At 66.8% G+C, this 13,077-nt stretch carries 12 protein-coding genes; 5 read left to right on the plus strand and 7 right to left on the minus strand.

Annotation, left to right across the window (positions count from 1 at the left end):
• The first annotated feature begins 349 nt into the window (after positions 1 to 349).
• Both earP and efp read left to right on the plus strand, forming a co-directional pair.
• Complete coding sequence (earP, locus tag N4261_RS15520) at positions 350 to 1,504, plus strand: elongation factor P maturation arginine rhamnosyltransferase EarP (RefSeq protein WP_354005369.1); 1,155 nt, start codon at positions 350 to 352, stop codon at positions 1,502 to 1,504.
• Positions 1,505 to 1,756: 252 nt separating this feature from the next.
• Positions 1,757 to 2,311 (plus strand): elongation factor P, encoded by a 555-nt coding sequence (gene efp, locus N4261_RS15525; protein ID WP_261756194.1) that lies wholly within the window; start codon positions 1,757 to 1,759, stop codon positions 2,309 to 2,311.
• Between the two features lie 392 nt (positions 2,312 to 2,703).
• Here efp and N4261_RS15530 read toward each other — a convergent pair whose 3' ends face one another.
• The 7 genes from N4261_RS15530 to N4261_RS15560 form a co-directional block, all read right to left on the minus strand.
• Complete coding sequence (locus N4261_RS15530; protein ID WP_261756195.1) at positions 2,704 to 3,048, minus strand: hypothetical protein; 345 nt, start codon at positions 3,046 to 3,048, stop codon at positions 2,704 to 2,706.
• 173 nt (positions 3,049 to 3,221) lie between these two features.
• The gene (locus N4261_RS15535; protein WP_261756196.1) at positions 3,222 to 4,097 is read right to left on the minus strand and encodes a 2OG-Fe(II) oxygenase; all 876 of its coding nucleotides are present in this window, start codon (positions 4,095 to 4,097) and stop codon (positions 3,222 to 3,224) included.
• Positions 4,098 to 4,112: 15 nt separating this feature from the next.
• Positions 4,113 to 4,898, minus strand: coding sequence for a peroxide stress protein YaaA (gene yaaA, locus N4261_RS15540; RefSeq protein ID WP_261756197.1), 786 nt, complete (start codon positions 4,896 to 4,898; stop codon positions 4,113 to 4,115).
• Positions 4,899 to 5,083: 185 nt separating this feature from the next.
• Positions 5,084 to 6,430, minus strand: a complete 1,347-nt coding sequence (locus N4261_RS15545) for a TolC family outer membrane protein (RefSeq protein WP_261756198.1) — start codon at positions 6,428 to 6,430, stop codon at positions 5,084 to 5,086.
• 84 nt (positions 6,431 to 6,514) lie between these two features.
• Positions 6,515 to 6,844 carry a rhodanese-like domain-containing protein gene (locus N4261_RS15550; protein ID WP_261756199.1) on the minus strand — a complete coding sequence of 110 codons (330 nt, stop codon included), beginning with the start codon at positions 6,842 to 6,844 and terminating at the stop codon, positions 6,515 to 6,517.
• Between the two features lie 8 nt (positions 6,845 to 6,852).
• Positions 6,853 to 7,506 (minus strand): protein-L-isoaspartate O-methyltransferase family protein, encoded by a 654-nt coding sequence (locus N4261_RS15555; RefSeq protein ID WP_261756200.1) that lies wholly within the window; start codon positions 7,504 to 7,506, stop codon positions 6,853 to 6,855.
• A gap of 46 nt (positions 7,507 to 7,552) precedes the next feature.
• Positions 7,553 to 8,242, minus strand: coding sequence for a TetR/AcrR family transcriptional regulator (locus N4261_RS15560; protein WP_261756201.1), 690 nt, complete (start codon positions 8,240 to 8,242; stop codon positions 7,553 to 7,555).
• Positions 8,243 to 8,491: 249 nt separating this feature from the next.
• Between N4261_RS15560 and N4261_RS15565 the strand changes: the two genes are divergently transcribed.
• The 3 genes from N4261_RS15565 to N4261_RS15575 all read left to right on the plus strand — a co-directional run bounded on the left by N4261_RS15565 (position 8,492) and on the right by N4261_RS15575 (position 13,024).
• Positions 8,492 to 9,319 (plus strand): undecaprenyl-diphosphate phosphatase, encoded by an 828-nt coding sequence (locus N4261_RS15565; RefSeq protein ID WP_261756202.1) that lies wholly within the window; start codon positions 8,492 to 8,494, stop codon positions 9,317 to 9,319.
• Positions 9,320 to 9,555: 236 nt separating this feature from the next.
• A complete protein-coding gene (map, locus tag N4261_RS15570) occupies positions 9,556 to 10,374 on the plus strand; it encodes a type I methionyl aminopeptidase (protein WP_261756203.1) in 819 nt (272 codons plus the stop codon).
• A gap of 37 nt (positions 10,375 to 10,411) precedes the next feature.
• Positions 10,412 to 13,024 carry a [protein-PII] uridylyltransferase gene (locus tag N4261_RS15575; protein WP_261760725.1) on the plus strand — a complete coding sequence of 871 codons (2,613 nt, stop codon included), beginning with the start codon at positions 10,412 to 10,414 and terminating at the stop codon, positions 13,022 to 13,024.
• Positions 13,025 to 13,077: the final 53 nt, after the last annotated feature.

Consider the following 13,077-nt stretch of genomic DNA (forward strand, 5'->3'; position numbering starts at 1 on the left):
GCGGCCTCGATGGCGTCGCTCTGCGCATTCCAGGCGTCGGCATGGTCGATGGGCTGCGCTTCGGTGTCGGACGGGCCGACGGTTCCGGCGGGGAGATCGTCAGCAGCGGACGGAAACTCCGGCACCTGGCTCGGGGTGTCGGCTGGGATGTTGCTCATGGCCGGAATTGTGCCGCCGGATAATCGCCCGGCCAGCGAGGTGGCTGATGGTGCCATCCACACATCGCGCTCGGGCGCGCTGGCCGGTGCCACCTCGGCAAGCTGCCAGTGCCCCTCGCTGCACCCGCCACCCGCCACCCGCCACCCGCGCTTCGCACCGTCTCCTCACCTCAGCGTCATCCGCCCATTCCGTGCCTGCCCATCCTCATCGCCCGACTGGCCCCATCAACGACCTGCCCTCGCCCGCACCCACCTCGGTGGGACCGGCCACCCCGCGCGAGTGGGATCTCTTCTGCCGCGTCATCGACAACCACGGCGACATCGGCGTGAGCCTGCGCCTGGGCCGCGACTTGGCGCAGCGGGGCGAGTCGGTGCGGCTGTGGTGCGACGATCTGTCCGCACTGGCCTGGATGCAGCCTGATCCCGTGCCCGGACTCAGCTGCCGGCCATGGACGCAGGCGGACACCGCCGCGCCAGGCGACGTCGTCATCGAAACCTTCGGCTGCGAGCTGCCACCGGCCTTCGTCAGCGCGATGGCGGCCCGGTCGACGGCGCCGGTCTGGATCAACCTCGAATACCTGAGCGCGGAGGACTATGTCGAGCGCAGCCACGGCCTGCGGTCGCCGCAAATGTCCGGCCCCGGAAAAGGCTTGGACAAATGGTTCTTCTACCCCGGTTTCAATGAACGCACCGGCGGCCTGCTCCGGGAGCCGGCGCTCCTGGACGCCGCGCAGGCACATGAGCCGCACCGCTGGCTGGCGACGCGCGGCTGGGCGCCCGCCCCGGGCGAACGGGTGCTGAGCCTGTTTGCCTACCCGCATGCGCCCTGGGCCGAATTCCTGGACGCACTGGACCGGCAAGGCGATCGCTGGCTGTTGCTTATGTGCCCCGGCGCCGCTCAGCAGGCCGTGCCGCCGCTGCTGCGCGAAGGCCAGCGGGCCCTGGCGCTGCCCTACCTCAGCCAGGCGGACTACGACCGGCTGCTCTGGTCCTGCGATCTGAACCTGGTGCGCGGCGAAGACTCCTTCGTTCGGGCCCAGTGGGCGGGTCGCCCGATGCTCTGGCAGATCTATTTCCAGGACGACGGCGCCCACAGCGCCAAGCTGGAGGCCTTCCTGGCGACCGAATTGGCGCTCGAGCCGCCTGCGCTGCGAGAAAGCTGGTCTGCACTGTCCCGCGCCTGGAACGGGCTCGCGCCGTGGTCGGAGGAGGCCGAACAGGCGCTGCACCGATGGCCTGAGCTGACCGCGCACGCCGAACGCTGGCGTGCCGGATTGGGCGCGCAGTCCGACCTGGTCAGTGAACTGAAGGCGTTCGTTTCGCGCGAGGCTGGGGTTTCGGGCTAGAATGCGCGGCTTTTCGCGTCCCGCTTGAAGCAATCCTGCGTCAGCCAGACGGGTCGAGATCCAGAGGTCGACTCCCAGGGAAACCGCGCTCGCCGCGATCCCCCGGGAAGATCGGTCCAGACCGACCCATCCTGACGGACTCACTTTGGCGGGTCGATCCAGACGGATCGACCGCGACAACATCGTGGGACGCGCCACTGCCGGAACAGTTCTGATCCAGTGACTGTCCCCGGACTCTTTCCCGGAATCATCATGAAGATCGCTCAAGAAATTCGCGCCGGCAACGTGATCATGCACGGCAAGGACCCCATGGTCGTGCTGAAGACCGAATACAGCCGCGGTGGCCGTAATGCCGCCACCGTGCGCATGAAGCTGAAGAGCCTGCTGAACAACTCGGGCACGGAAGTCGTCTTCAAGGCCGACGACAAGATGGACCAGATCATCCTGGAGAAGAAGGAGTGCACCTACACCTACTTCGCCGACCCGATGTATGTGTTCATGGACACCGAGTACAACCAGTTCGAGGTGGAAGCCGAGAACATGGGCGACGCCATCAACTACCTGCAAGACGGCATGGAAGTTGAAGTGGTGTTCTACGACGGCAAGGCCATCTCCGTCGAGCTGCCGACCAGCGTCGTGCGTGAAGTGACCTGGACCGAGCCGGCCGTCAAGGGCGACACCTCGGGCAAGGTGCTCAAGCCTGCCAAGATCGCCACCGGTTTCGAAATCCCCGTGCCCATCTTCGTGGCTCAGGGCGACAACATCGAAATCGACACCCGCACCCACGAATACCGCAAGCGCGTCTGATGTCCCGAGCCTCCCCCATCGGAAGGCGTGAGCCGGTCGGGGCGCCCTGAAGCACCCCCACTGCCGTCCGGGCCTGGCCACACCGTTGCAGTCCGCAGCGACGTCAGCCCCGACAGCCAGCTCAGAATCGATCAAGACCGCATCAAGCATCCCGCTGCCTCCGGCAGCAGCGCCCACCGCTCCGGCGGATGACGCAAAAAAGGCAGCCCGAGAGGCTGCCTTTTTGTTGTCTGGGCTTTTGACTCAGCGCATGTATCTCCGCGCATGTCGCTCAGCGCATGTCGGCTGGCGCGTGTCGCTTGTCGCTTGTCGCGTAGCGCGTGTCACGTAGCGCTTGTAGAAGAGCGCGGACGCTCGTGGCCAAGCGCTTGTGGCGCGACTCGTTGCGTGACTCAGGCCGACAGGCGATGCACCGGGCTGCGCTTCTTCGCCACCTTGGCCGCCGAGGCGTGCGTGGCTTGCGCGCCGGACTTGCCCGCACCCTTCTTCGCATGCTGGGGCGCCTTCTTCGCGCCCGACTTCTTGGCTGCGGATTTCTTGGCTGTCGACGACTTCTTCGCCACCTTTGCCGGCTTCTTCTTGGCAGCCTTCTTGCCGGCCACCGCGGGCGCCTGTTCCGACTGAGCCGCAGGCGCGGCCGTCTGCATGCGCGCCTGAGCGGGTGCAACCAGCGCGAACGAAGCACTCATCACAAGGCCCATCAGGGCGGCACGCTTGGCGGCGATCAACGATTTCATGGTGAACCTCGACAAGATAAGCGCCACGGCGAGCGCCAGCAGAACGTGCGATCGCAAGCGATCTCCACGGGATGAAGACAGCCTACGGCGGGGCCGACCTCAGCAACCGCGCCCGCGCGCCGGTGAGGCCAGGATGCGGGTCAGTGTCCGCCAAACAGCACACAGATCCATGCTCAGATGAACTCGCCCTCGCGCAGCCACTTGGTCGCGACCCACTTCTCCCCCTCCAGCACCGGCGCGCCACCGTGCAGGGTGAGCGTGCCGGGCTCGGGCCGGTCGTAGCTGAAGAAGACCGCATTGCCCTTTTGTGCCATCACATCGAGCTTGACGTCAGGGAACACGGTGGCGCCGCCGCGGGTGGGCGTGTTCAGGTACATCACCAGCGTAGCCACCCGCTGGCCACCACGCTCCAGAATGGCCTTGCTGCTGGCATGACGGGGATCGAAATAGTCGTAATGCGGCTGGTACTCGGCACCGACCCGGTAGCGCAGCACCTGCAGCCCTTCGCCGTTGCGCAGCGGCCAACGCAGCAAGGCCGCGATACGGGCCTCGATGCGCTGCACCACCTCGTTCTCGCCACGCTCGAAGAACATGCCTTCGCTGGTGCGGGCCGCATTGACTTCGCTGCCCTCCTTCTGCGCGGCCACCGTTTCCGATCGCGCCAGACGCACCCGTCCGGCCGCCACCACCGCATCGCACTCTTCTTCGGTCAGCAGACCACCGAAGACCACCACCCGAGGCCGCTGCAGGGTCGTCAGCACCTGCACCCGGTGGCCATCGGGCAACAGCACCGAGCGACCATCACCCAGATCGGGCTCCGGCAAGCTGCCGGCCGGAATCGCCACCTGTGGCTCCTGGAGCGCCGGCAGCGACAGGCTGACGGAAGGCGGTGCCTCCTCGCTTTGCTCTTCCAGCGCCTGACGGGCCAGATCAGCCTGCCAGCCGCTGCTCAGCATGGCCTGGTAGAGCGCTTCGCGGGTGATGCCGTTGCGCAGCTGCGCCGTGATCCACTGGCGCAGTTCGGTTGTGAGGTGTTGTGAGCTGCTCATGAAAAGCCCCTGATCTCAATCCGACACACGGCGGCGGAACACCAGCCGATCGGGTTCGCTGGCATCCGGCGCGTAAGCGTAGCCGTCCAGGTCGAAATCCTGCAGCGCCGCCGGGGTCTGGAGACGATGCTGGATTGCATAACGCGCCATCAGGCCGCGGGCCCGCTTGGCGAAGAAACTGATGATCTTGTAGCGACCGCCCTTCCAGTCCTCGAACTGGCAGTCGATCACCCGCGGCTTGAGCGCCGGACGCGCCGCCGCCTTGAAGTATTCCTGCGATGCCAGGTTGACGATCACCGGCGTCTGCAACTGGGCGCTGCGCTCGTTCAGATGCTCCGCGATCGTGTCGCCCCAGTAGGCATAGAGGTTGCGGCCCTTCGGATTGGCCAGCGAGGTGCCCATTTCCAGCCGGTACGGCTGCAGGCGATCCAGCGGACGCAGCACCCCGTACAACCCGGACAGGATCGCCAGATGCTGCTGCGCCCATTGCAGATCGTCCAGGCTGAGCGAGCTGGCCTGCAGCCCGTCATAGACATCACCATTGAACGCCAGCACGGCGGGCTTGCTGTTGAGCTCGGTGAAGCGCGGGGACCAGGCCTCATACCGCGCCAGGTTCAGCGAGGCGAGTGCGTCGGAGATGTCCATCAATCCGGCGATGTCCGCCTGGCGCTTGATCTTGAGGATCTCGATCAGCTCGGCCGCCTGGGGCACGAACTGCGGACGCGCCGCCAGTGCGGCCACCTCCGGCGGCGTCGGCGTGTCGTAGTCCAGGGACTTGGCGGGAGAAATCACGTACAGCATGGCATCGATTGTCGCCGAGCAACTTGGCGACACAGGGCGAGAGGTGTCAACACCTGTCCCCGGGAGCGCCCGCCAGTCACACTTGGCGACACAAAGTCAGAATGTGAACGGCGCCCGAGAGGGGCGCCGTGAAGGATCAGATCAGCCCGCGGATCAGCCGATGCATCTACCGACCCGGCCGGCGCTCACGGCGCCAGCAGCGTATTCACCGCGGTGACGTCTTCAGGGCGGAGTTGGCCCGACGCTTGGCGCAGCTTGAGGCCGTTGACCAGCACGTCATAGCGGGCCTTGGCCAGGTCGCGCTGGGTGGTGTAGAGCTGGGTCTGGGCATTCAGCACATCCAGGTTGACCCGCACACCCACCTTGTAGCCGAGTTGCGTGGCCTCCAGGGCCAGCTTGGTCGACGCTTCCGCGGCCTCATAGGCCTTCACCTGGGCCTGCAACGACTGCACACCGAAGAAGGCGCGCTTGGTGCCCTCCTCCACGCTGCGACGGGCGAAGTCCAGGTCATTGCGGGACTTCTCTTCCAGCGAGACGGTTTCCTTGATGCGATTGGTGATGGCGCCGCCGCTGTAGATCGGCATGTTCAGGGCCACCGCCACGCTCGCGCTGGGCGTGTTGCCGGTGTAGGTCAGGCCGGTGCCGGTCTGGCGCTGGGCGCCGAGGTTGCCGGTCAGGTCGACGGTGGGCAGACGGGCCGACTTGGCCTTGTCGATCTCCAGCCGCGCCACATCCAGGCCCAGACGCGCCTTGCGGATGACCGGGTGATTGCCCTCGGCCTGGCTGACCCAGACATCGACCGACGACGGCACCACCGGCGGCAGCGCCACCGGCGCGGCCAGCGGCTTGGGCTGAACGCCCACGCGGCCGACCAGTTGGTCCAGCGTCACGCCCTTCACCCGCAGATCGTTGTCCGCCGCCAGTTCCTGGGCGGTGGCCAGGTCAAAGCGGGCCTGCGCTTCGCGGGTGTCGGTGATGGTGGCGGTGCCGACCTCGAAGTTGCGCTTGGCCGAGGCCAGTTGCTCGGCGATGGCCGCCTTGTTGGCGCGCGAGGTGCCCAGCGCATCCTGCGCGGCCAGCACATCGAAATACGCCTGCGCGACGCGCACGATCAGGTCCTGTTCCGCCGATTCCAGGTCGGACTGCGAGACGTCGACATTCAGGCGCGACTGTTCGATGGTGACGCTGTTGCCGCGATTGAAGACCGCATACTTGGCCGTCAGGCCGACATTGGTCACCGTGCTGCCGTAGCGGTCACGCGGCACGCTGCCGGGCGGGTCGGTTTCGGTGCGGGTGGCGCTGGCGCCCACGCCGACGGTGGGTCGCTCCAGGGCGAACGCCTGGCCGTAGCGGTACTGGGCCGAGTCCGCCAACGCGCGGGCGGCGAGGTAGGTGGCGTCATAGGCGCGCGCCGCGTCGTACAGCTCTTGCAGGCTCTGGGCCTGGGCCGCGCCGGCCAGGCCCAGGGCGGCCACCAGCAGCGTGAACCGCGGCAGGCGGAAGGTCGGAGACGTACGGCGATCAGCGGCCATGAGGCTTCCTCTTATCTGTTTGATGTGCGTGCGCGGGCTTCATCGGCTCGACGCGACGCAGTGGGTATCAGGGCATTGACGAGATCAGTAGCGCGGCACCGTCGGGTCGATCTCCCGCGACCAGGCATCGATACCGCCGGCGAGGTTATAGACGACATCGAACCCCTGTCGCGAAAGAAATGCGACGACCTGCAGACTTCGCATGCCGTGATGGCAATAAACCGCGACAGGCTGCTCGGGCTCCAATTCCTGCATGCGCGCGGGAATATCGCCCATCGGCACATGCAGCCAGGCCAGACCCGGCACCTCGATGCGGGCGAGCGCCACCTCCCAGGGCTCGCGCACATCCAGCAGCAGCGCCTGCGGCTGCTGCCCGGCCAGCGCGGCCACCTCCCGGACACTCAGCTCACGCATCGCGGGGATCAGAAGTGGAAGGTCGACGCCGGGGCAAACCCTGCCAGGCGCTGCACGACCGTCTCGAACAGGTCTTCACGCTGGAACTCGCGCTCGCCGGTGCGGCGGATGATGCGGGCTTCCATGGCCGGTTCGCTGCCGACGATCGCGCCCAGTCGTCCACCAACCTTGACCTGGTCCAGCAGCGCCTGAGGCACCTCGTCCACCGAGCCGGACAGCAGCACCACATCGAACGGGGCCTCGGCCGGCAGACCGGCCACGCCGTCGCCATCGACCACGGTCACGTTCAGCACGCCGGCGCGGCGCAGCGCGTCGCGGGCCTGGGCCGCCAGTTGCGGATCGGGTTCGACGGTGTAGACCTGCTGCGCCTTGTGGCCCAGCAGCGCGGCCATGTAGCCGCTGCCGGTGCCGATCTCCAGCACTTTCTCATGGCGCTGCACCTGCAGTTCCTGCATCCAGCGGGCTTCCACCCGCGGCGGCACCATGCGCCGACCACCGGCCAGCGGCAGCTCGACGTCGGTGAAGGCCATGTTGCGGTAGGCCGCAGGCACGAAATCCTCGCGCTTGACCACCGCCAGCAGGGCCAGCACCGAGGTGTCCAGCACATCCCAGGGGCGGATCTGCTGTTCGATCATGTTGAAGCGAGCTTGTTCGAAATTCATGTTCAGTCCTCTGGCGGCCCCATGGCGCACCGATGCGGGCGACATTCTAGGCGGATGGTTGTCCCTTGAAGGCGGGGGTCCGCTCCCCGCGCGGGCGATTGAGAAGTCCCTCGAACATCAGTTCGAGCTGAAGTTCCAGCACCTTGCCGGCTTCCGGCTTGGGTCCGGCGTCGATTCCGCAGGCACCGAGCGAATGCTGGTGCAGCACCAGATGCAGGACCGGCCCGATCAGCACCATCACCGCCGTGTCCGGATCCACCTCGCGAAACTCACCGCTGGCGACGCCCCGCCGCACGACCTCCGCCAGCAGCGCACAGCTCGGCACGATGACCTCGTCGTCATAGAACTTCGCCAGCTCGGGAAAGTTGCGGGCCTCGCTCAGCATGATCTTGTGGATGCCGCCGGCGGGGGTCAGGCCCATGCGCTCCCACCATTCGCGCAGCATCCAGGCGACCAGGTCGGCCATCGACCCCTGGTGCTTGCCCAACTCCTCGACGCCCTCGGCGATCTTGGTGCCGATGGATTCGCGCACCACCGCCTTGAACAGCTCTTCCTTGGACGGGTAATACAGGTAGAGCGTGCCCTTGGACACGCCGGCGCGTGCGGCCACCTCTTCCGAGCGCGTGGCGGCGAAGCCCTTCTCGACGAACAGCGCCAGCGCCGCGTCCAGCAGTTCCTGCGGACGGGCTTCCTTGCGACGTTGCCGCATCGGGGCTGGAATGGGGGCGCGGGGCATGAAGAGCGGGCTCGTACTGACTAACCGGTCAGTACTGTAGCCGCGCCCCTGCCGGCGGGCAAGCCATCCGTTCCGCGAGGCGGTGCTCCCAGACGCATCCCGTCACAACCTGAAGATCCGGTGAAGACGGGATCCGCACGCCCCCTTGCCCAGGGTGCTGCACCGCACCAAACGTGACGCCTGTCACGGCTATCATCCCGGCCGGCTGCCTCCGGACCCGAGCGAGGCGCCGCTCTTGGAGCCGACGTTTTGGACACTGTGCTGTTGATCAAGGCCGCGATCATGGGGATCGTCGAAGGCCTGACCGAATTCCTGCCGATCTCCTCGACCGGTCACCTCATCCTGGCCGGTGCGCTGCTGGGCGGTTTCGAGGACGCCCGCGGCAAGGTCTTCGACATCGCCATCCAGACCGGCGCGATCCTGGCGGTCATCATCGTCTACTGGCAACGGCTGCGAGACACCGCCGCCGGCCTGGGCAATGACGTGCGGGCGCGCCGCTTCGTCATCAATGTGCTGATCGGTTTCCTGCCGGCGGTCGTGCTGGGACTGCTGTTCGGCAAGGCGATCAAGGAACATCTGTTCACCCCGATCGTGGTGGCCAGCACCTTCATCATCGGCGGCGTGATCATCCTCTGGGCCGAGCGCCGGCCGCAGAGTGCGGTGCGCATCCAGGATGTGGACGAGATGACGCCGCTGGACGCCCTCAAGGTCGGCCTGGTGCAGTGCATCGCCATGATCCCGGGCACCAGCCGGTCGGGGGCGACCATCATCGGCGGCATGCTGCTGGGCCTGTCGCGCAAGGCGGCCACCGATTTCAGCTTCTTCCTGGCCATTCCGACGCTGATTGGCGCCGGCCTGTACAGCCTCTACAAGGAACGCTCGGTGCTGTCGACCGGCGACATCCCGCTGTTCGCCGTCGGCCTGTTCTTCTCGTTCGTCAGCGCGTGGATCTGCGTGCGCTGGCTGCTGCGCTACATCGCCAGCCACAGCTTCGTACCGTTCGCCTGGTATCGGATTGCCTTCGGCATCGTGGTGCTGGTGACCGCGTTCACCGGCGTGGTGACCTGGGCCGAGTGAGCTGGGCCGAGTGACGTCGGCATGACATCGGCATGAAGCCGGCAGGTGGTCCGACTTCGGCTCAAGGGCGGCCGAAGTTGGGCGCAACGGCGGCTGTCGGGCGGCGCAACGGCGGTCCAACCGCGACTCAACGGCGACTCAACGGCGACTCAGGGGTGGCCCCGAGTGCGGCAATTGGCACTGTCCGAGCCCCAAGCTCAGCGCGGACTCGGGCGAGCGCCTAAAATGCCGGCCTTATGACGATCACGATCAAGACCGGCGCCGACATTGACGCCATGCGCATCGCCGGACGCCTGGCTTCCGAGGTGCTGGACATGCTGACCCCGCACGTCAAGCCGGGCGTCAGCACCGAACACCTCGACAAGCTGGCGCACGACTACATCGTGAACGTGCAGCAGGCCATTCCGGCCCCGCTGCACTACCAGCCCCCGGGCTACACGCCCTATCCCAAGTCGATCTGCACCTCGATCAACCATCAGGTGTGCCACGGCATTCCGAATGACCGGCCGCTGAAGAACGGCGACATCGTCAACATCGATGTCACCGTCATCAAGGACGGCTGGCACGGCGACACCAGCCGCATGTTCGTCGTCGGCGACGGCGGCATCGCCGCCAAGCGCCTGTGCAGCTTCACCTACGACGCCATGTGGAAGGGCATCCAGAAGGTCAAGCCGGGTGTGCGCCTGGGCGACATCGGCCACGCCATCCAGACCTTCGCCGAGAACGCCGGCTTCAGCGTGGTGCGCGAGTTCTGCGGCCATGGCATCGGCCAGAAGTTCCACGAAGAGCCGCAGGTGCTGCATTACGGCCGCCCCGGCACGCTGGAGGAACTGGTCCCCGGCATGGTGTTCACCATCGAGCCGATGATCAACGCCGGCCGCCGCGAGATCCGTGAAATGGGCGACGGCTGGACCATCGTGACCAAGGACCGTTCGCTGTCGGCCCAGTGGGAACACACCGTGCTGGTCACCGACACCGGCTACGAGATCCTGACCCAGTCGGCCGGCACGCCCGCGCCGCCGGCGTTCATCCTGCCGCAAACCGCTCAGGCCTGAGGCCATGAACGCGCCGCCGTCCGATGAGGTGGCCGGGATGATCTCCGCGGCCGATGCCGCTGCCATGTCCATTGCTGACCTGCGTCAGCAATTCAAGGCCGGCAAGCAGCAACTGCTGCAGGACTTCGCCCAATCCAAGGCGACCGTGTCCGCCGCCACGCGGCTGATGCGCTTGCTGGCGCGGCATGTGGACGCCACGCTGCAGCAGCTCTGGAGCCATTCCGGCCTGTCCGCCGTGACACCCGAAGCCGCCCTGGTGGCGGTGGGCGGCTATGGGCGAGGCGAGCTGTTTCCGCATTCGGATGTCGATGTCCTGCTGCTGCTGCCGCAAGGTTTGACGCCCGAACAGCCCGGGCCGCTGAAGCGCTCGATCGAATCCTTCATCACCGCCTGCTGGGACATCGGTCTGGAGATCGGCTCCTCGGTCCGCACCGTCGAGGAATGCCTCAACGAAGCGGCGGGCGACGTCACCATCCAGACCGCCCTGCTGGAGTCGCGCTGGCTCGCCGGCGCCAAGCCGCTGGTCAAGCAGTTCGACAAGGCCTTCTGCCAGGCGATGGACCCGCGCGCCTTCATGCGAGCCAAGACGCTCGAGATGCGGCAGCGCCACAACAAGTACGAAGAGACGCCCTACGCGCTGGAGCCCAACATCAAGGAAAGCCCCGGCGGTCTGCGCGATCTGCAGGTGCTGGTGTGGATCGCGCGGGGTGCCGGGCTGGGCAAGACCTGGCCGCAACTGGCCACCAAGGGCCTGATCACGCCGTTCGAGGCCCATCAGCTGCAGCGCAACGAAGGTCTGCTGCGGCTGATCCGCTGCCGGCTGCACCTGGTGGCGGGACGCCGCGAAGACCGGCTCGTCTTCGACCTTCAGACGGCCGTGGCCGAGAGCTTCGGCTATGAGTCCACCCGCACGCTGCGCGCCTCCGAGCGCCTGATGCGGCGCTACTACTGGGCCGCCAAGGCGGTGACCCAGCTCAACCAGATCACGCTGCTCAACCTGGAAGACCAGATCAACGGCACGCGGGACAACGGCCTGCAGCCGGTCAGCGCGCATTTCCTGGAGCGCTCCGGCATGCTGGAGATCGCCAGCGACGATCTCTACCAGCGCCATCCGCATGCGATCCTCGAAACCTTCCTGATCTACCAGCAGACGCCCGGCATCAAGGGTCTGTCGGCGAAGACCCTGCGCGCGCTCTACAACGCGCGCGGGCTGATGAACAGCGCCTTCCGCCGCGACCCCGCCAACCGCGCAACCTTCATGCGCATCCTGGAGGAACCGCAGGGCCAGACCCATGCCTTCCGACTGATGAACCAGACCTCGGTCCTGGGGCGCTATCTGTGGGTGTTCCGGCGCATCGTCGGCCAGATGCAGCACGACCTGTTCCACGTCTACACGGTGGACCAGCACATCCTGATGGTGCTGCGCAACATCCGGCGCTTCTTCATTCCGGAGCACAACCACGAATATCCGTTCTGCTCGCAGCTCGCCGCGCAGTTCGATCGGCCGTCGGTGCTCTACATCGCCGCCCTCTTCCATGACATTGCCAAGGGACGAGGCGGTGACCACTCCGACCTCGGCGCGATCGAGGCCCGCCGCTTCTGCCGCGCCCACGAGCTGTCGAAGGAAGATGCGGCGCTGGTGGAATTCCTGGTCGAGCAGCATCTGACGATGTCGCGCGTGGCGCAGAAGGAAGATCTCTCCGACCCCGAGGTCATCCAGCACTTCACCGCGCTGGTGAAGGACGAGCGGCATCTGACCGCGCTGTATCTGCTCACCGTGGCCGACATCCGCGGCACCGGACCGAAGGTGTGGAACGCCTGGAAGGGCAAGCTGCTGGAGGACCTCTACCGGCTGACGCTGCGCGCGCTCGGTGGCGCCAAGCCCAACATGGATGCGGAAATCGAGGCCCGCAAGACCGAGGCCCGCCACGCGCTGGCGCTGCTGGCGCAACTGCCGGGCACCGAGGATGCGCTGTGGAAGACGCTGGACCTCAGCTACTTCGCCCGGCATGACGCGCAGGACCTGGCCTGGCATGCGCGGGCGCTGTGGCGGCATGTCGAAAGCACCGAGCCGGTGGTACGGGCACGGCCCTCGCCGCTCGGTGAGGGATTGCAGGTGCTGGTGTATGCCCGCGACCAGCGTGACCTGTTCGCGCGGACCTGCGGCTATTTCGACAGCGCCGGCTTCAACATCCTGGACGCCAAGGTGCACACCACCCGCAGCGGCTATGCGCTGGATACCTTCCAGGTCATCGCGCCGGAGTTGGACCTGCATCATCGCGACCTGACCGCGCTGGTCGAATCCAAGCTCGGGCTGGCCTTGATCGCCCAGGGGCCGCTGCCGGAACCGCGCAGGGGGCGCTTGTCTCGTCGGGTGAAGAGCTTCCCCTTCACGCCGCGGATTGCCTTGCGGCCCGATGAGCGCGCCCAGCGCTGGCTGCTGTCGGTCAGCGCGACCGACCGCGCCGGGCTGCTCTACGGCATCGCCCGGGTGCTGGCGCGTCACGAGATCAACCTGCAGCTCGCCAAGGTCTCCACGCTGGGCGAGCGGGTGGAAGATACCTTCCTGCTCGACGGCGCCGCGCTGCAGCAAAATCGCCTGCAACTGCAGATCGAAGGCGAGTTGCTGGACGTGCTGTCCGCGACCTGATGGACGCGCCCTCTGCGCGGGCGCTCCTGCCCACAGGCGCTGCATCGGCGCGG

Origin of the sequence: Roseateles amylovorans, assembly GCF_025398155.2 — a bacterium.
GTDB classification, from domain to species: domain Bacteria; phylum Pseudomonadota; class Gammaproteobacteria; order Burkholderiales; family Burkholderiaceae_C; genus Roseateles; species Roseateles amylovorans.